Origin of the sequence: Stenotrophomonas pavanii, assembly GCF_900101175.1 — a bacterium.
In the GTDB taxonomy this organism is placed as follows: Bacteria; Pseudomonadota; Gammaproteobacteria; order Xanthomonadales; family Xanthomonadaceae; genus Stenotrophomonas; species Stenotrophomonas pavanii.
This window is the reverse complement of the sequence record NZ_FNFQ01000002.1, coordinates 212,971-232,601: the sequence shown is the minus strand read 5'-3', so window position 1 is coordinate 232,601 and position 19,631 is coordinate 212,971. Positions and strand designations below refer to the sequence as shown.

The window sequence follows — 19,631 nt, the reverse complement described above, 5'->3', positions numbered from 1 at the left end:
GTCAGGTGCCGTTGCCGAACCGGTCGGCAAACGCATCCGTGGCCCGCACCAGCGCATCGACCGTGGCCGGCTCGTTGGCGCTGTGGCCGGAGGTCACCATCTCCAGCCGCGCTTCCGGCCAGGCCTTGGCCAGGTCCCACGCGCTGCGCGGCGGGCAGATGATGTCGTAGCGCCCCTGCACGATCACGCCGGGCAGGTGGCGGATGCGATCGATATCGCGCAGCAGCTGGTCGGGTTGCAGGAAGATGCCGTTGCGGAAGTAGTGCGCTTCAATACGGGCCTTGGCCAGCGTATCCAGCGGATCGTTGGTGGATTGCGCATCCACGTCGTGCTGCAGGGTGGCGGCGTTGTCTTCCCAGCCCAGCCAGGCCTGCGCGGCTTCGATGCGGGTCGTCTCGTCCGCGCTGTCCAGCCGCGACCAGTAGGCTGCGATCATGTCACCACGCTCGGCTTCTGGAATGTAGGCCTCATAGCGGTCCCAGCGCTCCGGGAAGATCCAGCGCGCCCCCCCATCGGCCTCGGCGAACCAGCGGTTCTCCATTTCGCGGCCGAGGAACACGCCACGCACGATCAAGCCGGTGGCGCGCCCGGGATGTGCCTGCGCATAGGCCAGCGACAGCGTCGAACCCCAGGAGCCGCCGTAGACCAGCCAGCGCTCGATGCCCAGGTGCTCGCGCACCTTCTCGATGTCACCGACCAGGTCCTGCGTGGTGTTGTCGCGCAGCTCGCCGAACGGCGTGGAACGGCCGCTGCCGCGCTGGTCGATCAACACGATGCGGTAGCGCGCCGGGTCGAAGAAGCGGCGATGGGTCGGCGAGATGCCAGCACCCGGCCCGCCGTGCAGGTACACCACCGGAATCCCGTCCGGCGAGCCGCACTCCTCGATATGCAGGGTGTGCAGATCGCTCACCTTCAGGGTGAACGCGCGGTAGGGTTCGATGGCGGGGTACAGGGTGCGCATGGCGGGTGTCTCACAAGCAGGGGCGGCCAGCATAGCGCCGCCACCTGCTGGCTGCAGCGACGGACTCCTGCGCGCCGCTGGAAATGGGCTGGCCGATGCGCATAAGCTTCCGCGATGCAAGCGACCACGACCGGGACGACCACGTTCAACCTCACCCTCGGCAGTGGCGCACGCGAGCTGCTGAAGTGGATCGCGCTGCTGACCATGACCGGCGACCACGTGGCCAAGGTGGTCTTCGGTGGCTACGTGCCGGTGGTCAGCGAACTGGGGCGTATCGCGTTTCCGCTGTTCGCGCTGGTGATGGCCTGCAACCTGGCCCAGCCCGGCGCCGACCTGCGCAAATCGATACGCCGGCTCGCGCTATGGGGGCTGATCGCGCAGCCATTGCACGCACTCGCGTTCGGTTCCTGGCTGCCGCTCAACATCCTGCTGACCTTTGCCCTGGCTGCGGTGGCCGTGCATGCGCTGGCGAGCCATCGGCCGGTGCTTCTGTTGCTGGCTGCCGGTGTGCTGCCGATGGTCGTGGACTACCAGTGGGCCGGCGTGGGCGCCGTGTTGTTGGCCTGGATCGCGTTCCGGCATCGGGCGTGGTGGCTGCTGCTGGTCGCGCTTGCGGCGGTGTGCTGGGCCAACCACAACGGCTGGGCGGTGCTGGCCGTTCCGGTGGTGCTGCTGGCCGCGCGGGTGCCGTGGCAACTGCCGCGCTGGCGCTGGGTGTTCTACGGGTACTACGTGGGACATCTGGCGGTGCTGGCGTTGATTGCCCATCTGCTTGCGTAATGTCGGAACTGGCATGTCGCCAGTCTTGAAAGCCGGATGCAGTCAAGGAACGCGCGGTGCCGATGCGGGCAGAGGGCGCCGCCGTTGGCATGGCGCAAGTTGTTGAATCTTCGGCTCGATTGTCGATATGCGACAATGCCATTACTGCATGAAAGTCGCTGTCTTTGCGCTTGGGTTGTTGGCGCCTGTCGCCCCGTTGTGCACATGATGGGTTGCCACCGAAGAAGGGTGGCCGGGGCCTGGAAACCCCGTTGGTCGCATGTAGTTTGCGCCCGCCAGCCGGCGTCGCCTTGTGCGGCGTCGGCTGGCATTCCGTTCGAGCTTTATGGCGGGCGGTGCGTGGAGGTGGGTGAAAACCCACCTGCCGGTTAGTGCTTACGCGACCACCGGATTTCCAGCCACGTACCGTCCGCCGCCTTGATTGTTAAGGGCGGTGGTCCCGCATGCCTTGCACGGAGACCTGCCATGAACGCATCGGAGTTCCCCCATCAGCGCGCCCCGGCCAATGCCGACGAGGGGCACGACAACGCGTCTGATCCCAACCGCCTGATGGCCCTGCTGCATCGCATCGGGTTGGGCGCGGCCGCCGACGGACAGCCCTGGCCCGAGCGCCATCAGCTGCCAGGCCGCTGCCTGGCCTTGGCCGATGCCGACGGCGCACTGGCTGGGCTGCGTATCGTGCAGGAAATCCTGCTGGCGGCCGAACGCGCCCGTCAGAACGGTGGCCCGGAACAGTACGTCGGCGATCGCGTGATGGAAGGTCCGAAGCTGGCCGCGCTGGCGTTGACCAGCCACGCCATCTACCGCCTGCATCCGGAATGAAACGTTGAACCACGCCGTGCGCGGATGGCGTCGGCGGACCCTCCAGGCACCCGCCAGGCATGGCCTGGCGCTACTGGACGGATCCCGCATGGCCGAGAATACAATGCGGCCATGCCTGCCACGCCCACTCTCGATGATCTGCGCCGCTACGCGGTGGCGCGCACGCTGTTCAAGCCGACCACGCTGCTGACCGCGATCCGGCGGCTGGGCTTCGTGCAGGCCGACCCGATCCGCGCACCCGCACGCGCGCAGGACCTGACCCTGCGCCACCGGGTGAAGGACTACCGCGCAGGCGATCTTGAGCGGCGCTACACGCGTCTGCCGGTGGAAGAGGATTGCCTGGTGAACTATGGCTTCCTGCCGCGCGAGCACCTGGGCTTGATGCATCCGCGCGTGGCCAAGCGGGTATGGGACGCCGATACCGAACGTCGCGCAGCAGATGTACTGGCCTTCGTGCGCGAGCGCGGCAGCGTGCATCCGCGCGAGGTCGACCAGGCGTTCGCGCATGGGCGGGTGACCAACTATTGGGGTGGCACCAGCAACGCCAGCACGCACCTGCTGGATGGCATGCACTACCGCGGCCTGTTGCGGGTGCAGCGGCGCGACAGTGGAACGCGCATCTATGCGGTGGCTGAGCACCCGCAGGCCGACGCCAGCGAACAGGCGCAGATCGAACGTGCTGCCGCCCTGATCGATCTGGTGGTGCGCAAGTACGCACCGCTGCCGTCGGCCAGCCTGACCTATCTGGTGCGCCTGCTGGGCTATGGCGCTCCGCACCTGGCCGAGCAGACCCGCAAGGCACTGGCACTGGCCAAACAGCAGTTGGCCAGCTGCACGGTGGAGGGCACCACCTGGTACTGGCCGGCGGACGAAAATCCGCGCTCGCGCCGCCACGCGCCGGACGAACAGGTGCGCCTGCTGGCGCCGTTCGACCCGGTGGTGTGGGACCGCCGCCGTTTCGAGCTGTTGTGGGACTGGGTCTACAAGTTCGAGGCGTACACGCCTGCGCCGAAACGCCAGTACGGCTACTACGCACTGCCGGTGTTGTGGCACGACCAGGTGGTGGGCTGGGCCAACCTGAGCATGCGCGAAGGCGAGCTGGTGTCGAGCGTGGGCTATGCCGGCAAGTCGCTGGCCCGCGACAAGGTATTTCGTGGCGCGCTGGACGACGAGCTGCAGCGCATGGCGGAGTTCCTGTAGCACCCAGCGATGGCCCTCAACGACGCACGTGCACCGGCCAGCGGATCTCGAACGCGCTGCCACCACGTTCGGTGGCCCGGCATCGTGCCGTACCGTGATGGGCCACGGCAATCGCGCGCACCACCGCCAGGCCCAGCCCGGAGCCACCGCTTTGCCGCGAACGGGACACATCGGTGCGCTGGAAGGCTTCGAAGATGCTGTCGCGAAGATCGTCCGGCACACCGGGGCCACCATCCTCAACTGTCACCGTGCAATGGCCCTCCGCCAGCGACACGCGGACCTGCAACGGACAGGGAATGGCGTGGCGCCGCGCATTCTCCAGCAGCGCCAGCACCGCCTGGCGGATGCGCGCCGGATCGCAGTCGGCCAGTGAGGATCGTGCGTCCAATGTCACCGAGAAACCGCTTTCGGTCAGCGCCTCGGACATCGCATCCACCACTGCCGCCACCTGCACGCGGACATCGCTGCGCTGCAGGCGCAGATCCAGATGACCGCTCTCGGCCAGGCTGACCACGCGCAGGTCCTCGATGATGCGGGTCAGGCCTTCCAGCTGGGTGAGCATGCTGTTGAACTGCTCGGGCCCCGGCTCGAACACGCCTTCGGCGATGCCCTGCAGGCGGCCACGCAGGATGGTCATCGGCGTGCGCAGTTCGTGTGCGATCGCCGCGTTCCAGAACACGCGGTTCTCGGACATCCGGCTGAGCCGCTCGGCCATGGAGTTGAAGTCGTTGACCAGCGTGGCGGCCTCGGCCATCGAGGTGTCGCCGCCGCGTGCGCGCGCCTCCAGGTCACCGCTGGCCACGCGACGCAGGCTGGCGGCCACCGAATTCAACGGGGTGATGATGCGCCGGGTCAGGCGCGAGGCGATCAGCGTGGCCAGCGCGACCACCACGGTGGCGGTCAGGCCGATCCACAGCCACTCCAGGCCGGAAGGCATGAGCGTCTTCGGTTCGTCGTACCAGCGCGGATAGAACACCTCCAGCAGGTAGTAGAACAGGTAGAAGCCGCTGATCGACAGTATGGTCGAACACAGCGAGGCCACGGTGATCGACAGGCTGATCTGGCGACCGATGCTCTTGCCTTTCGCACTCATCATTCAGTCCAGGAAGCGGTAGCCGACGCCACGGATGGTGGCGGGGACGCCGATCACGCCGACATCCTCCAGCTTGCGCCGCAGCTTGCTGACATGGCTGTCGACGGTGCGCTCCTGTGCATCACCCTCGGGCAGGCAGCTGTGCAGCAGATCCACGCGCGTGTGCACCTGGCGGGGCGCACGCGCCAGGTGCGCCAGCAGGCGGAACTCGGTGAGGGTGAAATTCAACACGTGGACCTGCTCGCCGGCGCACACCGTCACCTCGTGGCTGCGCAGGTCGATCTCGAACGGCCCCTGCCGGATCAGCCCATCGGCCGCGTGCCCGGTGCAATGGGCACTGCGGCGCAGCACGGCGTGGATGCGCGCCACGATCTCGGCCGGGTTGAATGGCTTGGCCACATAGTCGTCGGCGCCGACGCGCAGGCCGGTCAGCTTGTCCACGTCCTGGTCGAGCGCGGTGAGCATGATCACCGGCGTATTGCCGCGCCGGCGCAGCTCGCTCAGCACCTGCCAGCCGTCCATCCTGGGCATCTGCACGTCCAGCAGCACCAGGTCCGGACGCAGCTGGCGATGGCTGGCCAGGGCCGCTTCGCCGTCAGCGGCGCGGGCACTGCGCAGCCCGGAGCGTGCGAGGTAGGCGCCGAGGATGTCGGCGATTTCACCCTCGTCTTCGGCAATCAGGACCAGGGGCGCCGGTCGGCTGCGGAGTTCATGTTTCATCGGCGGGTACGCGTCTACGGGCGTTGCGGGGACATGCGGCATCAACGGCAGCGTCATCGTCGGCGCTCCATGGCCTGCGCTTCCGCGTCGGCTGCCCAGGCCAGCGTGGCCAGCACCAGCGTGCGATGCAGGGACGGCTCCACCGGCCCCGCGCCGCGCAGCTGCTGCACGATCAGCGTGGAGAGCGCAGCCGGCAGGTGGGTCCAGCGGCAGTCCATCGGGGTGGCATCCACCCGTGCCTGCAGGCGTGCCGCCATGGCGGTGATGGCGCGCAGCCGCAGGGCCAGCAGGGCCAGCAGCAGTAGCGCTGTGGCCGCCAGCAGCAGGTACAGCGCGGCGTGGGCGCCGAAGGCCGTGGCCGACGTCATCGCCAACCCGATCAGCAGCAGCGAGACGGCTGTCCCCGCGCGGGTGGCGTGGCCGGGGCCGTCGCTGCGGAACCACGCCAGTGCGGCGGCGCCGAAGCCGGCCAGCAGCGGCGGCATCGGGTCCTGGCTGGCCAGCAGCCACGCCATGGTTGATGCCATTACCAGCGCCAGCGACCAGGGCGAGGGCGCACACCAGGCCAGGTAAGCGCGGCGCACATCCATCGGGGGCAGCTCGGGATAGGGACGGGTCACGGCAGGCAGGCAGTCGGCGAGGCCGCCGAGGCTAGCGCCCGTTGATGGAGACTTGATCGAGATTGTGTCGAGATTGCGTGGAGCCGCGCCGCGGATTCAGCCGCCGACGCGGTGCATGAACAGTTGCCGCGTCTCCATCCAATCTCCACGGTGGCTCCAAGAAACATCCACCTGGGGCTCCCAGACTGCGGACCTGGCAGCCGCACCCGGCGGCTGCACGCACCCCGGATGCTTCCATGAACAACCGCAGGACCTGGATCATTGCCGCAACGCTGGCCGTTCTTGCCGGCGCGGGCAGCTGGTGGGCGTTTGCCGATGGCGATGATGCCGCCTTGATCACCGCACCGGCCACGGTTGCCGATCTGGAGCGGACCGTGCAGGCGGTCGGCCGGGTCAATCCAAAGGAGCTGGTGGCCGTGGGCGCGCAGGTCTCGGGGCAGGTCAAGCGCCTGCACGTGGTGCTGGGCCAGCACGTGCAGGCCGGCGACCTGATTGCCGAGGTGGATTCACAACCGCAGCGGATTGCCCTGCGCAGCGCCGAGGCGGCCGCCAATGCGCTGCGTGCGCAGCACGCGGCCAGCCAGGCGCGCTACACGCAGGCGCTTCGCACGTATGATCGGCAGTCGCAGCTGGTGGCATCGCGCCTGGTCTCGCAGGAGAGCTTTGAAGCGGCGCGCGTGGCGCGCGACGCGGCACGTTCGGATGTCGCTGCATTGCAGGCGCAGATCGACCAGGCGGTGACCCAGGTCGAAACCGCCCGCATCAACCTGGGCTACACCCGTATCGTCTCGCCGTCCGCGGGCTACATCGTGGCCATCGTCACCAAGGCGGGGCAGACGCTGAACTCGATGCAGACCACGCCGACCCTCGTGATGCTGGCACAGATGGACATCGTGACCGTACGCGCCGAGATCGCCGAGGCCGACGTGGAGCTGATCGCACCCGGCCAGCGGCTGTGGTTCTCGACGCTGGGTCCGAGCGGGCGCCGCTACGAATCCCATCTGCAACAGCTTGAGCCTGCGCCTTCGTCGATCGCCGACGCAGCCAGCGGCAACAGCGGCGGATCGGCGCAGACGCCCAAAGCGGTGTACTACGCGGGACTGTTCGACGTGGCCAATCCGGGCCTGATGCTGAAGCCCTCGATGACGGTGAAGGTGACGATCCAGCTAGCACGCGTGGCCAATGCGCTGCAGGTGCCGCTGAGCGCATTGACCGAGGCCGGTGACGGGGCCGGTACCCGCGCGACCGTGCGGGTGGTCGATGCGAAGGGCCGTGCCCGCGAGCGCGCAGTGACCACCGGCCTGCGCACCGCCACCGCCGTGCAGATCCTGTCCGGCCTGGAAGCCGGCGAGAACGTGGTGGTTGGCCAGGCATCCAGCGGCGGCGACGCCGAACCCACCAGCCTGCTGGGGATGTGAGCATGGCCGACGCACTGCTGGAACTACAGGGCGTATCGCGCGCCTATCGCTCGGCCGCCGGTGAAGTGGTGGTGCTGAAGGAGGTCTCGCTGCGCATCGACGCCGGCGAGTTCATCGCCATCATCGGCCCCTCGGGCTCAGGCAAGTCCACCCTGATGAACATCCTGGGCTGCCTGGACCGGCCGACTGAAGGCAGCTACCGCGTGGATGGGGCAGCGACCGAGCAGATGTCGCCCGACCAGCTGGCACGCCTGCGCCGCGAGCACTTCGGCTTCATCTTCCAGCGCTACAACCTGATGGAGAACCTGAGTGCCATTGAGAACGTAGCGTTGCCTGCCGTCTATGCCGGCGTGGACGCCGACGCGCGCACCACGCGGGCTCGCCTGCTGCTGGGAACACTCGGCCTGGGCGAGCGGACCACGAACCGGCCCAGCCAATTGTCCGGTGGCCAGCAGCAGCGCGTTTCCATTGCACGCTCGCTGATGAACGGCGGCGCGATCGTGCTGGCTGACGAACCCACCGGCGCGTTGGACCATGCCAGCGGCCAGCAGGTGATGGCCGAACTGAAGCGCCTGCACGGCCAGGGCCATACCGTGATCCTGGTGACGCATGACGCGGCGATTGCCGCGCATGCGTCGCGTGTGATCGAGATCGCCGATGGACGCGTGGTGGCAGATCGACAGGCGCGAGGCCAGCCGGTGCGACCGCATGCAGCATCGGAGCGCGCACCCGCCGTGGCCGCCGAACGGCGCGCCCGCGTCGATGCCATGCGGGAGGCGACGCGCATGGCAGTACGTTCGATGTTGGCCCACCGGCTGCGTACCTTGTTGACCATGCTGGGCATCATCATCGGCGTGGCTGCCGTGGTGACGGTGGTGGCACTGGGCAAAGGCGCGCAGGCACAGGTCGAGTCACAGATCAACGAACTGGGTGCCAGCACGCTGGAGATCTTCCCGGGCACTGATTTTGGCGACCCGCGATCGGCGGAGATTGAAACACTGGTGGTGGCCGACGCCGATCACCTGGCCGCACTGGGCTACGTAGACAGCGTAAGCCCCAACCTGAGCGGTTCGGTGGCCGCGTTGCAGGGCAGCCGGCGTGCCAACACGCAGGTGCTTGGCGTGGGCGCTGACCTACCGCGCGTGCGCGGGCTGCGGCTGAAGGCCGGCCGGTTCTTCACGGATGACGAGGTCCACGCGCATCGTGCTGTCGGCGTGCTCGACCAGAAGGCGGCCAAGGCGTTGTCCAGTGGCAGCCCGGTGGGCAGCACGGTGCTGCTGGGCGGGATGCCGGTGGAAGTGATCGGCGTGGTGGGGGCCAGTGCGTTCGCCGGTGGCGCAACGCCGACGGTCTACGTGCCGTACACCTCGGCGGCTTCGCGGCTGCTGGGCAGCCCGCGCCTGGAGAGCATCACCGTGCGGGTGCGCGATGACGTGCCAACCCGAGCAGCGGAGGCATCGTTGGGTGCCGAACTGCAGCGGCTGCACGGGCGTCGTGATTTCTTCATCTACAACGCGGACCAGATCCGCAAAGCGGTGATGAAGTCGAGCCAGACCCTGGCCGCGTTGGTCTCGGCCATCGCGGCGGTGGCGCTGGTGGTCGGCGGGGTGGGCGTGATGAACATCATGCTGGTGTCGGTGAAGGAGCGCGTGCGCGAGATTGGCGTGCGGCTGGCGGTAGGGGCGCGGCAGGGCGACATCCTGCGCCAGTTCCTGATCGAAGCGGTGTTGATCTGCCTGTTCGGCGGGGCGCTGGGCGTGCTGTTGGCCTTTGGCGTCAGCGCATTGTCGAGCCTGCTGGCGCTGGGTGTGCCGTTCCTGTTCACGCCAGGGCCGGTGCTGGCCGCGTTGGTGTGTTCGTCTGCGATCGGGTTGGGCTTCGGCTACTTCCCGGCACGCAGTGCGGCACAGCTGGACCCTATCCAGGCATTGGCGGCGGAGTAGGGTCACTGTAGAGCCGGGCCCGCGCTCGGCTGCACTCCGTTCGGCCGCGATGCCCCCTGCGCTGCGCGCAGCAAGCCGGGCATGGGCGCGGCCCTGCCGCTGCTCAGCGCACCTTGCCCTTTATCGGCAGGCTGCCCGGCAGCTGCGAATAGCCGCTGTCACCCCAGTGGCGGGTAATGCGCTGGAAGAACAACGAGTTCGGCACGCGCAGCAGGCAACCACGCGCGCCGTCGCCACGATCACTCAGCGTGGTGTAGATCAGGTTGATGTCCACCACCTGGCCACACAGGCCCGGCTTGTCCACGCTCTCCAGTACCTCGATGGTGTCGTTGATGCGGAACGGGCGCGTGGCGACGATCAGGAACGAACAGAATAGATTGGACAGCACGCTCCATGCGGCGAAGAATGCCACCGCACCGACTGCCATGAAGCCGGTCAGCGCGGTCCACAGCACCGAGCGCGACACGCCCAGGCGCTCCAGTATCAGCAGCGTGGCCGCCAGGTACAGCAGCAGCGCACCGCCGCGGCGCAGGCCTACGTGCAGTTCAGGCGCCAGCCGGCCGCGCTGCCGGGCCTGCACAAGCAACCACGCCAGGGCACGCACCATCAACCAGGCCACCCCGAGAATGACCAGCACCTCGGCCACCGGCACCACCACCAGCAGCCAATCCGCGATCCAGGCAGGCAGTCCGGCCATGAGTGGTCACAGCGTTGCCGCGCCGCCGGAGATGGTCAGCAATGCACCGGAGGTGTAACTGGCGCTGTCGGAAGCCAGCATCACGTAGGCCGAGGCCAGTTCGGCGGGTTGCCCGGGGCGGCCGAACGGCGTTTGCGAGCCGAACTGCTCGACCTCTTCGGCGGCCATGCCTGCCGGAATGAACGGCGTCCAGATCGGGCCGGGCAGCACGGCATTGACGCGGATCTGATACTCGGCCAGCAGGCCCGCCAGCCCCAGCGTCAGGTTGGCGACGGCGCCCTTGGTCGCAGAGTACGGAAGGATGTTCGGGGTCGGTCGCTTGGAATTGACCGATGCGGTGTTGATGATCGCGCCGCCACCGCGCAGGTGCGGCACGCACAACCGCGTCAGATTGAACACGGCGTGGACATTGGTATCGAACGTCCGCTTCCAGTCATCCAGGGTGATGTCGTCGAAATGCTCGTAGTAGCGCTGGTAGGCCGCGTTGTTGACGAGGATGTCGAGACCGTCCAGCTCGCTGGCCACACGATCCACCAGCGAGCGCGCCTGCGCCGGGTCGCTGATGTCACAGGGCACGAGCACGGCCTTGCGCCCGGCCTGTTCGATCTGCTGCTGTACATGGCGGGCGTCGTCCTGCTCGCCATCGAGGAACGCGATGGCGACATCGGCGCCCTCGCGCGCGAAAGCGATGGCCACCGCTGCGCCGATGCCGCTGTCACCGCCGGTGATCAGTGCCTTTTTGCCCTGCAGCTGGCCATGGCCGCGATAGCTGTCCTCGCCGTGGTCCGGCCGCGGCTGCATCTGCGCGGTCTTGCCGGGGAAGGATTGCTGCTGGGCGGGGAAGGGCGGGCGTGGGTAGTCGGGCAGGGCCATCGTCACTCTCCGATCGTTGATTGACCCCAGTGTCGCGCCGAACGGGTAAACGACCGGAGGGTACAGTGTCGTGACTGTGTGGACGCGCTCGCGTGCGGCTTCACAACGGATGGGCGATCGTGGTCATGATGCTGTTGGCCGGCTGCCGCGAATCCAGCCGCGTGTGCTGCACGATGATCGGCTGGTCGGATTCGACGAGGGTGGCGAAGCCCATGCCGCGCGGCACCGGCGCCGGGTCCTCCAGGTCATTGAAGCGCAGATGGCAGGTGCGTCGCGCGGGTACGGTGATCCGGTAGGGGCCGACAGGATCGCGGTCCTCGAAGTAGAGGGTCAGCGTGACATGCGCGTCCTCGTTGCCGGCATTGAGTACGCAGCAGGTTTCGTGGCTCTGCATCTCCGGTGACGGGCCGTTGCTCCAGGCGGGAATGTAGCCCTCAGCGATAGCCCAGCGTCGATGCCCGATGCAGGAAGCGTTCGTTTCCATGACGCCGTTTTAGCTGGGGGCGTGTTGCCATCGTGTCCAGTGCCCGCAGGGAATCCGTGATGACCATCGGCTACCACGCATCGCATGAGCAGTTCCCGCCCGCCACGCTGTTGGGCCTGGCGCTGCGCGCCGAACAGGCGGGATTCGAGGCCCTGATGTGCTCGGACCACTTCCACCCCTGGACGGCCGCGCAAGGGCAGTCCGGCCATAGCTGGGTATGGGCGGGCGCACTGGCAGTGCAGAGCGCGTTGACCCTGGGCATGGTGACGTGCCCGATGCTGCGCCAGCACCCGGCATTGGTGGCGCAGGCCGCGGCCACCCTGGAGCAGCTGGCGCCGGGGCGGATCTGGCTGGCACTCGGCACCGGCGAGGCGCTGAACGAACGCATCACCGGACAGGCGTGGCCAGCCAAGCGGGAGCGGCAGAAGGCACTGCGCGATGCGGCCGAGGTGATGCGGCGGTTGTGGGGCGGCGAGCAGGTCGACCACACGGGGGGCTTCCAGGTCCGAAAGGCGCGGCTGTACAGCCGGCCAGCACTGCCGCTGCCGCTGCTGGGGGCGGCAGTCACTGAGGAAACCGCACGCTGGATGGGCGGCTGGGCCGATGGCCTGATCACCATCAGCCAGCCACTGGCGCAGTTGAGGCGCGTCGTGGCGGCGTTCGAGGACGGCGGTGGCAGGGGCAAGCCGATGTACCTGCAGGCCAAGCTCTCCTACGCCCGCGCCGAACAAGCGGCGCTGGACGGCGCGATGGAGCAGTGGAGCGCCAACGTGCTCCCACCGGAACTGGCCGAAGGGCTGGACCAGCCCGAACAGTTCGAAGCACACGCCCGATCGATCAGCGCCGAGGAGCTACGCGGGCGCGTGCATGTATCGGCAGACCTGGCCCGGCACAAGGCCTGGCTGCAGGAACTGCAATCATTGGGGTTCGATCGCATCTACCTGCACAACGTGAACCGTGAGCAGGAACGCTTCATCGATGACTTCGCCGAACACGTGCTGCCCGCGCTGCGCACTCAGGCCCCGTCTGCGGCCAGCCAGGTGTAGCCGTGTCCCTGCAGGGTGCAGCGGTGATCGCGCAGCCTGGCGCCATGGGCCACCAGCGTGCGCAGCGGGCCGCGCAGGGGCAGATCCACCTCCACCGGTTCGTCGCCGAAGTTGATCAGTGCCAACGCCTGCCGGGGCGCGTCGCCGTAGCAGAGCATCAGCAACGCAGGTGACGGTGGGTCGAGCGCATGTGGCCCCTGCTGCAGCACGGGATGGGCATTGCGCTGCAGCAGCAGCTCGCGCACGCGCAGCAGCAGCGAGCCGGGCGTTCTACGTTGCACCTCGACATTCACCGTCCGGTAGCCGTAGGGGCCGTCTGCCGGTGGCGCGCGCCACGCATGCCGCGGTCGATCGGTGAACCCCGCCCCTGGGCGGCCATGCCAGTGCATGGGCATGCGCACGGCATTGCGTTCGGGCAGCTCCAGGCAGTCACCCAGGCCGATCTCCTCGCCATAGCGGATCACCGGCACCTGGCCCAGCGACAGCAGCGCCGCCCAGGCCATGGCCTGCCATGCGACATCGCCCTCCAGCATCGGTGCAAGCCGGCGGCGGATGCCGCGGCCATAGATGCGCATGCCAGGTTCGGGTGCGAAGCGCTGCATCACCGCTTCGCGTTCGTCCGGCTCCAGCTGCTCCAGGTCCAGCTCATCATTGTTGCGCAGCCAGGCGATGCGGGTGTCCGGCGGCGCCTGTGGGCCGTATTCGGCCATGACCCGCGCCACTTCGCTCGCGTCACCGCGCGCCAGTGCCAGGAAGAAGTGATTGTTGAGGTGGAAGTCGAGCAGGTGCGAGAGGCGCCGCCCCTCGCACAGGAAGTCACCGTAGTGGGATGCGCTGACGTCCGCTTCGCCGATCAGCGGCAGGCCCGGCTGCTGCGCGTCTGCCGTGGCACGCATCGCCTCCAGCAGCCACAGTCCGTCGTCGTGCGGGTCCGCGTGGCGGGCGCGCTCGACCATATACGGGACGGCGTCCACGCGGAAGCCGGCTACGCCGCGCTGCAGCCAGAATTCCATCACCCGCAGCAGTTCGTCGCGAACCGGTGCGTGGGCCAGCTCCAGGTCCGGCTCGTGCCGGTAGAACATGTGCCGGTTGAACGCGCCGGCCTCGGCATCCCACGTCCAGGCCGAGGCCTCGATGGGCGGGAACATCGGCTGCAGGCCGTCGTCCGGTACGTGGTCGCTCCAGAGATACCAGGCGCGCCAGGCCGGGTCGCCCTGCTGCGCGGCGACGAACCAGGGGTGCGCGCTGGCAGTGTGCTGCATCACCAGTTCCAGGATGATGCCGATGCCACGTGCATCGGCGGCATCGACCAGGCGCTGGAACGCGGACTCATCGCCGAGGCGTGGATCGATGCGATAGTGGTCGGTGACATCGTAGCCACCGTCACGGCCGGCGTTGCAGTAGAACGGCAGCAGCCACACATGGCTGATGCCGAGCCATTGCAGATGGTCCAGCTTTTCGGTGATGCCATCCAGCGTGCCCCAGCCGCGGCCATTGCTGTCGCGGAACAGGTAGGGGTCGATCTGGTAGATGGCGCGCAGCGGACGCACCGCCATGAGGCTTCTCCAGCACCGTTCACGGGCGAACAGCCTGCTGCCGGGCGTGACAGCGGCTCGTGAAACGAACGGAACCCTGCCGTGACGCGGCATCCACGGACCGTGCATGCGCCGGCGCGCACAGTGAAGGCTCATCCGCAGCGCAGAGAGGCCTCGTGCATGGCCCGCCGCAAGACGCTCCGCATTGCCACGTTCAACGTCAACGGGATCGGCACGCGCCTGCCGCAGTTGCTGGATTGGCTGCACAGGGAATCGCCGGACGTGGTTGCCCTGCAGGAACTGAAGGCGACCGACGCCGCGTTTCCCGCTGCAGCATTGGAAGAGGCCGGCTACGGTGCGCTGTGGCAGGGCGAGGCGCGCTGGAACGGCGTGGCGCTGCTGGCACGGGGGACCACCCCGGTTGAGAGCCGCCGGCGCTTGCCGGGCGAACCCAGGGATACGCAGAGCCGCTACCTGGAAGCGGCCGTGCACGGCGTCATCGTGGGCGCCCTCTACCTGCCCAACGGCAACCCGCAGCCCGGGCCGAAGTTCGACTACAAGCTGCGCTGGATGGAGCGCCTCCTCCGGCATGCGCGCAGCCTGGTCGATCTGCCGCACCCGGCACTGCTGCTGGGTGACTTCAATGTGATTCCCACCGATGCCGACGTCTACGACCCCAAGGCCTGGCGCCGCGATGCCCTGTTCCAGCCCGAGGTTCGCGAGGCCTTCGAGCGGCTGCTCGCGCAGGGCTGGACCGATGCGCTGAGGCAGGTGCACGGCGACGCCACGATCTACACATTCTGGGACTACTTCCGCCAGCATGCCGAGCGCGACCGTGGGCTGCGCATCGATCATCTGCTGTTGAATCCCGTGCTGACGGAGCGACTGAAGGATGCCGGCGTCGACCGCTGGGTACGCCTGCAGGAAAAGGCCAGCGATCATGCGCCGGCCTGGGTGACGGTGCGCGCCTGATCAGCGCGCGGCGGGGTCCTCGCGCCGCTCGCGGCGCACCCGCTCGCGGGTACGGTACAGGCGGCTGTCGGCCTTCTGGATGGTGTCGGCCACTGGCTCGCCGGGCGTATTGATCGCCGCGCCCATCGAGAACGCGGTGGGTGACAGCGCTGCATGGTCCCGGTACCAGTGTTCAAGCTCGCTCAGACGGCCGTGCGCGGGTGCGACCAGCACCACCATGAACTCGTCGCCGCCCAGCCGCACCACGGTTTCATCCTTGCCGAGGGCGGAGCGCAGGAAGGCCGCGAACTCGACCAGCACGGCATCGCCGCGGCGATGGCCCTGGGTGTCGTTGATGCGCTTGAAATGATCCAGATCGAACATCACGCAGGCCCAGCGCTCGTCGACCAGTTCATCCAGGCGGTGCAGGAAGCGGCGGTTGTAGCATTGGGTGAGTGGATCCTTGAAGGACATCTCGCGCAGCTGTTGTTCCTGCATCCGCAGGGCGGTGACGTCCTGCGCGTGTCCAAGCACATAGGGCGGATCGGCCTCGGTATCGAGCACGTTGTGGTACGCCCAGTAATGGCGGGTTCCATCGGCGGCGATCAGTTCGATCACGCCGGCGTCGGTGTGGTTGGCCTGTATCCGCTTGAGGTAGGCCTTGAAGCCCTCGCGCTTTTCCGGCGGCATCAGGTCACACAGGCTGCGCCCGATCATCTGGCTCTCTTCGAACCCCAGCGACTGCACGGCGGCCGGATTGACCGAGGTCAGCACGCCTTCCAGCGTGTGGGTGCAGATCAGGCCCAGGCTGTAGTGGAACAGCCGGCGGTAGCGTGTCTCGCTGGCCTCCAGCGCGTCCAGTGCGGCGCGCTCTTCGGTGATGTCCTGGATGGCCCCGACCAGCCGCGGGCGTCCATCGACCTGCTGACGTCCCCCGACCACCCGGGTCCAGATCGCGCGCCCGTCGGCAGTGGTCATCGGCAGCTGCACTTCCCAGGAGGTCCCTTCATCGATGCAGCGCTGCACCGCAGTGCGGATGATGGCGCGGCTGTCTTCGCGATAGAACGACAGGGCGGTATCAAGCGTGGGCTGGTAGTTGGCCCGCACGCCGTGGATCTGCTTGGTCTCGCGGGTCCAGCGCACCTCGTTGCTGACCAGGTCCATTTCCCAGCCGCCCACCCGCGCGGCGCGGTTGGTGCGCTCCAGGAAATCCTCGCTGCGCTTGAGCTCGCGATGCAGCGCCTTGGCCTGGCCGACCTGGGCCATCAGCGTGCTGCGCTGCTCGAGCACCTGCGTGGTGACCCGCGCCAGGTGCACCATCAGCTCGCGCTGCGACGGCGACAGCACGCCGGGCATGGCATCGAGCAGGCACAGCGTGCCGATGCGCGCGCCCTGCGCCGAGCCCAGCGGGATACCGGCGTAGTGGCGGATGCGAGGGCCGCCGGTCACCAGTGGATTGGTGGAGAAGCGGGGGTCCTGGCGCGCGTCGGGAATCTCGAACAGCCCGTCCTGGCGGATCGCATGGGTGCAGAACGAGATCTCCCGGGCCGTCTCGCTGACGCCTTCCAACCCGATGTTGGCCTTGAACCATTGTCGGTCTTCGGCCACGACCGTGATCAGGCCCATGGTCATGCCGGTGGCGGCGCGCGCGGCGGCGACAATGGCATCGAACACCGGTTCCGGCGGCGTGTCGAGCAGGCGGAGGCGGTCGATTTCGAGCAGTCGTTCGGCTTCGTCCATGGCGCTTTTCAGGGCTGGGTGGCGAGGGCGGTTGCGGCGGCTGTCTGGGGCTACGCTAGTGCGCACGGCGTTATGTATCGCCATGGCTGGGTGATGCCGATGTGAGGCGGCAGCGCCGGCTCAGCGCTCGCTGAGCGAGGCCTGCAGTGCCGTGGCCAGCGCGGCGTCTCCGGACACCAGGTCCTGCCAGCGCAATGCGATGCCTTTGCGCCGGCCTTTTTCAACGAGCTTCAGTCCTTCCGGATCCAGAGTGAGCGTGTAGGGCTGGCCGTCGATCTGCAGTTCGCGCCGCAATGGTTTGTCGAGAGGGGTCATCGGCGTCTCTTCACAGACGATGCAGGGGAGCGCGGTCGAATCGATACGTGACGGTGATCACGGATGTGCCAGCGCCAAGGGAAATCGACTGCGCGTGTGATGCCGATGCGAGGCCCCACCACCGGATCCGCCGGAGGCGGCACGCCATCGCTGGCAATGACAATGCCGTGGCTGCCTGTCACCAGGTCGGCGCCGTCGAAACCGCGGTCCAGCCCGAAGGCCTGCGACAGCTTGCCCGGCCCACTGGCCAGATCGTGATCCCGGCGCGCGGCGGGGCGCAGCTCGTGCATGCGCTCAAGGCCCGCCAGCGGCTCGACGGCCCGCAGCAAAACCGCCACGCCTTCACCGACCTCTCCACAGACCACGTTGCTGCCCCAATGCATGCCGTAAGTGAAATACACATAGAGGTGGCCGGCCTCGCCGAACATGCTGGCCGTGCGCGGCGTCTGTCCGCGATAGGAGTGCGCCGCCGGATCATCACGGCCGGCGTAGGCTTCCACCTCGACGATGCGGCCGGTGCGACCGTCGTCGCGGACCAGCAGCTTGTTGAGCAGCTCAGGGGCGACCTCGGTCGGCGGGCGCTGGTAGAAGCTGCGCGGAAGGATCTGCAGGGAGGCGGGCAACCAGTCCGGCACGGCAGCGGCAGTTTCAGGTGAAGGACCGGGGCACTGTGGCACCGCGCAGGTGAAACGCGCGCAGACAGCGTGTCATCGTGGTGCGGAAGCGGGCGCCAGGGCGGCGCGCCGGGCGGCATAGACCTCGGGCGTCTGCGGCTTGATGAACAGTGCCACCAGTTCCGGATACTCGCGCTTCACCGCCGTTTCGATCCGGGTGATGCAGGCTTCGATCTGTGGGGTCTGCCGGTCATCCTCGAACTCGGCGCTGAGCATGGCCACCACCTGTTCCGGGCCCATCTGCATGGTGGTCACGCCATTGGCGCGACGCAGGTCCGGATCGGTTTCGGCCACGGCCATGATCCGCTCGGCCACCGCCGGATGGGCGGGCTCTCCCACCAGCAGGCCCTTGGTCTCGCGGGCGAGAAGGAAGGCAGTCGCAGCCAGCACGCCGGCGATGCACAACGAGGCAACACCATCGAGCACCGGCATTTCGAGCAGCTGGGCGGCCAGCAGCCCGGTCAGCGCAAAGCCGAGGCCGAGCAGGGCGGCGCTGTCTTCCAGCAACACGGTGAAGGTGGAGGGATCCTTGCTGCGGCGGAACGCTTCGAAATAGCCGAGTTTGCCCTTGGTCCGGCGGAACTCGCGCAGCGCCACCCACCAGGACGCACCCTCGAACAGGATGGAAATGCCCAGCACGCTGTAGCTCAGGGCATGGTTGCGTGCCGGCTCGGGATGGCGGATGTGCTGGATGCCTTCGTAGGCCGAGACGCCTGCGCCGGCTGCGAACACCAGCAAAGCAACGATGAAGCTCCAGAAGTACAGCTCGCGGCCGTAGCCGAATGGGTGCACCGGGTCCGGCGCCTTGCCGGCGCGGCGCAGGCCGTACAGCAGCAGAAGTTCATTCAGGGTATCGACCAGCGAATGCACGCCCTCGCTGAGCATGGCCGAGCTGCCGGAAATGCCGGCGGCGATGAACTTGGCGATCGCAATGGCGAGGTTGCCCGCGAGCGCGGCGTAGATGACAAGGCGGGAACCAGTGGGAGCGGACATTTCGGCGAGCGGGCGGGGCGGACGCCTGATCTTCGCGGTCGGCGCGTGCCCGCTGCGTGCACGCTACGCTCAGCGCCCCTTGGGGTTGAGATACAACCGCGCACCGTCGGATTCACGGAACCCCGACCAGCGCCCGCCGCCCGACGCGCGGAAGCGCCCGAATACCGTGTTGCTGGTATCGGTGAGCAGCAGCTGGTTGCCCGACAGCACCCAGCGGTTGGCCGAGAAGAAGCCGTCCGGGCAGCCGGCGGGTACGTAGGCGCTGTAGCCACCGAACCACTCGATGCTCTTCAGTTCGATGGTGCACGTGCTGCCGTTCTCCTGGCCCAGCGTCCAGCTGCCGAACAGATCGCCTTCGCGCACGCCGCGGCCGCCGCGCTGGCGGTCGTGGTCCCAGTCATCGTTGTTGTCGTGGAAGCCGAAGTCCACGTCCAGCCCCTTGCTTTCACTGCGCGTCTCGGACTGCGAGCTGCCGCTGGTGGTGGTCTGCGTGGTCATCGCACCACTGCTCTGGGTCTGGGTACTGCTGGATTGCGTGGTCTGCTCGGTACGGGAGGTCTGTTCACCGAAGCCGAACGACGCGTCCTGGGCAAGGGCGGGCAGGGCCAGGAAGCACAGGACGGACAGGCAGGCACGGGCAGGAACGGCGGCCATCGCAGGATCCTCGGCAGGGTGGATCGCGCGAGTATCGAACCGGTGGGGTGGGAGACGGCGTGAGGACGCGCCCAAGGTGCTGTCTACTGAAAGGTAGTGCCGGCCGCTGGCC

Annotated in this window: 20 protein-coding genes; 7 read left to right on the top strand and 13 right to left on the bottom strand. The window is 67.9% G+C overall.

Features of this window, described 5'->3' with window-relative positions:
* Position 1: 1 nt before the first annotated feature.
* Complete coding sequence (gene pip, locus BLS66_RS04535; RefSeq protein ID WP_074725210.1) at positions 2-961, bottom strand: prolyl aminopeptidase; 960 nt, start codon at positions 959-961, stop codon at positions 2-4.
* Positions 962-1,075: 114 nt separating this feature from the next.
* Here pip and BLS66_RS04530 point away from each other — a divergent pair, with 114 nt between their 5' ends.
* The 3 genes from BLS66_RS04530 to BLS66_RS04520 all read left to right on the top strand — a co-directional run bounded on the left by BLS66_RS04530 (position 1,076) and on the right by BLS66_RS04520 (position 3,763).
* Positions 1,076-1,741: a TraX family protein gene (locus BLS66_RS04530; protein WP_074725209.1), complete on the top strand. Its 666-nt coding sequence runs from the start codon at positions 1,076-1,078 to the stop codon at positions 1,739-1,741.
* Between the two features lie 465 nt (positions 1,742-2,206).
* Positions 2,207-2,563, top strand: a complete 357-nt coding sequence (locus BLS66_RS04525) for a hypothetical protein (RefSeq protein ID WP_074725208.1) — start codon at positions 2,207-2,209, stop codon at positions 2,561-2,563.
* 111 nt (positions 2,564-2,674) lie between these two features.
* A complete protein-coding gene (locus tag BLS66_RS04520) occupies positions 2,675-3,763 on the top strand; it encodes a DNA glycosylase AlkZ-like family protein (RefSeq protein WP_049467149.1) in 1,089 nt (362 codons plus the stop codon).
* 16 nt (positions 3,764-3,779) lie between these two features.
* Here the strand turns inward: BLS66_RS04520 and BLS66_RS04515 are convergent, their stop codons facing one another.
* The 3 genes from BLS66_RS04515 to BLS66_RS04505 are packed head-to-tail and all read right to left on the bottom strand — an operon-like array spanning position 3,780 to position 6,196.
* Positions 3,780-4,856 (bottom strand): ATP-binding protein, encoded by a 1,077-nt coding sequence (locus BLS66_RS04515; protein WP_074725431.1) that lies wholly within the window; start codon positions 4,854-4,856, stop codon positions 3,780-3,782.
* A 3-nt stretch (positions 4,857-4,859) separates the two neighbouring features.
* Positions 4,860-5,576, bottom strand: a complete 717-nt coding sequence (locus BLS66_RS04510) for a response regulator (RefSeq protein ID WP_244152950.1) — start codon at positions 5,574-5,576, stop codon at positions 4,860-4,862.
* Between the two features lie 53 nt (positions 5,577-5,629).
* Positions 5,630-6,196: a hypothetical protein gene (locus BLS66_RS04505; RefSeq protein WP_180995881.1), complete on the bottom strand. Its 567-nt coding sequence runs from the start codon at positions 6,194-6,196 to the stop codon at positions 5,630-5,632.
* Between the two features lie 236 nt (positions 6,197-6,432).
* On the opposite strand from BLS66_RS04505, the gene BLS66_RS04500 reads away from it, so the two are divergent.
* On the top strand, positions 6,433-7,614 hold the full coding sequence (locus tag BLS66_RS04500; protein WP_074725206.1) for an efflux RND transporter periplasmic adaptor subunit: 1,182 nt from the start codon (positions 6,433-6,435) through the stop codon (positions 7,612-7,614).
* A 2-nt stretch (positions 7,615-7,616) separates the two neighbouring features.
* The gene (locus BLS66_RS04495; RefSeq protein ID WP_074725205.1) at positions 7,617-9,557 is read left to right on the top strand and encodes an ABC transporter permease; all 1,941 of its coding nucleotides are present in this window, start codon (positions 7,617-7,619) and stop codon (positions 9,555-9,557) included.
* Between the two features lie 103 nt (positions 9,558-9,660).
* On the opposite strand, the gene BLS66_RS04490 is transcribed toward BLS66_RS04495, so the two are convergent.
* The 3 genes from BLS66_RS04490 to BLS66_RS04480 all read right to left on the bottom strand — a co-directional run bounded on the left by BLS66_RS04490 (position 9,661) and on the right by BLS66_RS04480 (position 11,611).
* A complete protein-coding gene (locus BLS66_RS04490) occupies positions 9,661-10,254 on the bottom strand; it encodes a mechanosensitive ion channel domain-containing protein (RefSeq protein ID WP_074725204.1) in 594 nt (197 codons plus the stop codon).
* A gap of 6 nt (positions 10,255-10,260) precedes the next feature.
* Positions 10,261-11,127, bottom strand: coding sequence for a glucose 1-dehydrogenase (locus BLS66_RS04485; protein WP_064238623.1), 867 nt, complete (start codon positions 11,125-11,127; stop codon positions 10,261-10,263).
* A gap of 100 nt (positions 11,128-11,227) precedes the next feature.
* The gene (locus BLS66_RS04480) at positions 11,228-11,611 is read right to left on the bottom strand and encodes a sensory rhodopsin transducer (RefSeq protein ID WP_057494860.1); all 384 of its coding nucleotides are present in this window, start codon (positions 11,609-11,611) and stop codon (positions 11,228-11,230) included.
* Positions 11,612-11,670: 59 nt separating this feature from the next.
* Here BLS66_RS04480 and BLS66_RS04475 point away from each other — a divergent pair, with 59 nt between their 5' ends.
* A complete protein-coding gene (locus tag BLS66_RS04475; protein ID WP_057494859.1) occupies positions 11,671-12,657 on the top strand; it encodes a TIGR03885 family FMN-dependent LLM class oxidoreductase in 987 nt (328 codons plus the stop codon).
* Here the strand turns inward: BLS66_RS04475 and BLS66_RS04470 are convergent.
* Positions 12,627-14,213: an alpha-amylase family glycosyl hydrolase gene (locus BLS66_RS04470; protein WP_074725203.1), complete on the bottom strand. Its 1,587-nt coding sequence runs from the start codon at positions 14,211-14,213 to the stop codon at positions 12,627-12,629. The two genes, BLS66_RS04475 and BLS66_RS04470, sit on opposite strands and share 31 nt — an antisense overlap.
* A gap of 159 nt (positions 14,214-14,372) precedes the next feature.
* Here BLS66_RS04470 and xth point away from each other — a divergent pair, with 159 nt between their 5' ends.
* Positions 14,373-15,164: an exodeoxyribonuclease III gene (gene xth / locus BLS66_RS04465; RefSeq protein ID WP_074725202.1), complete on the top strand. Its 792-nt coding sequence runs from the start codon at positions 14,373-14,375 to the stop codon at positions 15,162-15,164.
* On the opposite strand, the gene BLS66_RS04460 is transcribed toward xth, so the two are convergent.
* The 5 genes from BLS66_RS04460 to BLS66_RS04440 form a co-directional block, all read right to left on the bottom strand.
* Positions 15,165-16,883, bottom strand: a complete 1,719-nt coding sequence (locus BLS66_RS04460) for a sensor domain-containing diguanylate cyclase (RefSeq protein ID WP_083348132.1) — start codon at positions 16,881-16,883, stop codon at positions 15,165-15,167.
* Positions 16,884-17,003: 120 nt separating this feature from the next.
* Positions 17,004-17,198 (bottom strand): hypothetical protein, encoded by a 195-nt coding sequence (locus tag BLS66_RS04455; protein ID WP_074725200.1) that lies wholly within the window; start codon positions 17,196-17,198, stop codon positions 17,004-17,006.
* Positions 17,195-17,833, bottom strand: coding sequence for a DNA-3-methyladenine glycosylase (locus BLS66_RS04450; protein ID WP_053463091.1), 639 nt, complete (start codon positions 17,831-17,833; stop codon positions 17,195-17,197). The genes BLS66_RS04455 and BLS66_RS04450 overlap by 4 nt, the downstream gene beginning before the upstream one ends.
* 72 nt (positions 17,834-17,905) lie before the next feature.
* Positions 17,906-18,865 carry a cation diffusion facilitator family transporter gene (locus BLS66_RS04445; protein WP_074725199.1) on the bottom strand — a complete coding sequence of 320 codons (960 nt, stop codon included), beginning with the start codon at positions 18,863-18,865 and terminating at the stop codon, positions 17,906-17,908.
* Positions 18,866-18,934: 69 nt separating this feature from the next.
* Complete coding sequence (locus BLS66_RS04440; protein ID WP_074725198.1) at positions 18,935-19,519, bottom strand: AprI/Inh family metalloprotease inhibitor; 585 nt, start codon at positions 19,517-19,519, stop codon at positions 18,935-18,937.
* Between the last annotated feature and the right edge of the window lie 112 nt (positions 19,520-19,631).

Bases quoted from the DNA above. Each gene is read 5' to 3' on its own strand.
- pip (WP_074725210.1), bottom strand. From the start codon at position 961: ATGCGCACCCTGTACCCCGCCATCGAACCCTACCGCGCGTTCACCCTG.
- BLS66_RS04530 (WP_074725209.1), top strand. From the start codon at position 1,076: ATGCAAGCGACCACGACCGGGACGACCACGTTCAACCTCACCCTCGGC.
- BLS66_RS04525 (WP_074725208.1), top strand. From the start codon at position 2,207: ATGAACGCATCGGAGTTCCCCCATCAGCGCGCCCCGGCCAATGCCGAC.
- BLS66_RS04520 (WP_049467149.1), top strand. From the start codon at position 2,675: ATGCCTGCCACGCCCACTCTCGATGATCTGCGCCGCTACGCGGTGGCG.
- BLS66_RS04515 (WP_074725431.1), bottom strand. From the start codon at position 4,856: ATGAGTGCGAAAGGCAAGAGCATCGGTCGCCAGATCAGCCTGTCGATC.
- BLS66_RS04510 (WP_244152950.1), bottom strand. From the start codon at position 5,576: ATGAAACATGAACTCCGCAGCCGACCGGCGCCCCTGGTCCTGATTGCC.
- BLS66_RS04500 (WP_074725206.1), top strand. From the start codon at position 6,433: ATGAACAACCGCAGGACCTGGATCATTGCCGCAACGCTGGCCGTTCTT.
- BLS66_RS04495 (WP_074725205.1), top strand. From the start codon at position 7,617: ATGGCCGACGCACTGCTGGAACTACAGGGCGTATCGCGCGCCTATCGC.
- BLS66_RS04490 (WP_074725204.1), bottom strand. From the start codon at position 10,254: ATGGCCGGACTGCCTGCCTGGATCGCGGATTGGCTGCTGGTGGTGGTG.
- BLS66_RS04485 (WP_064238623.1), bottom strand. From the start codon at position 11,127: ATGGCCCTGCCCGACTACCCACGCCCGCCCTTCCCCGCCCAGCAGCAA.
- BLS66_RS04480 (WP_057494860.1), bottom strand. From the start codon at position 11,611: ATGGAAACGAACGCTTCCTGCATCGGGCATCGACGCTGGGCTATCGCT.
- BLS66_RS04475 (WP_057494859.1), top strand. From the start codon at position 11,671: ATGACCATCGGCTACCACGCATCGCATGAGCAGTTCCCGCCCGCCACG.
- BLS66_RS04470 (WP_074725203.1), bottom strand. From the start codon at position 14,213: ATGGCGGTGCGTCCGCTGCGCGCCATCTACCAGATCGACCCCTACCTG.
- xth (WP_074725202.1), top strand. From the start codon at position 14,373: ATGGCCCGCCGCAAGACGCTCCGCATTGCCACGTTCAACGTCAACGGG.
- BLS66_RS04460 (WP_083348132.1), bottom strand. From the start codon at position 16,883: ATGGACGAAGCCGAACGACTGCTCGAAATCGACCGCCTCCGCCTGCTC.
- BLS66_RS04455 (WP_074725200.1), bottom strand. From the start codon at position 17,198: ATGACCCCTCTCGACAAACCATTGCGGCGCGAACTGCAGATCGACGGC.
- BLS66_RS04445 (WP_074725199.1), bottom strand. From the start codon at position 18,865: ATGTCCGCTCCCACTGGTTCCCGCCTTGTCATCTACGCCGCGCTCGCG.
- BLS66_RS04440 (WP_074725198.1), bottom strand. From the start codon at position 19,519: ATGGCCGCCGTTCCTGCCCGTGCCTGCCTGTCCGTCCTGTGCTTCCTG.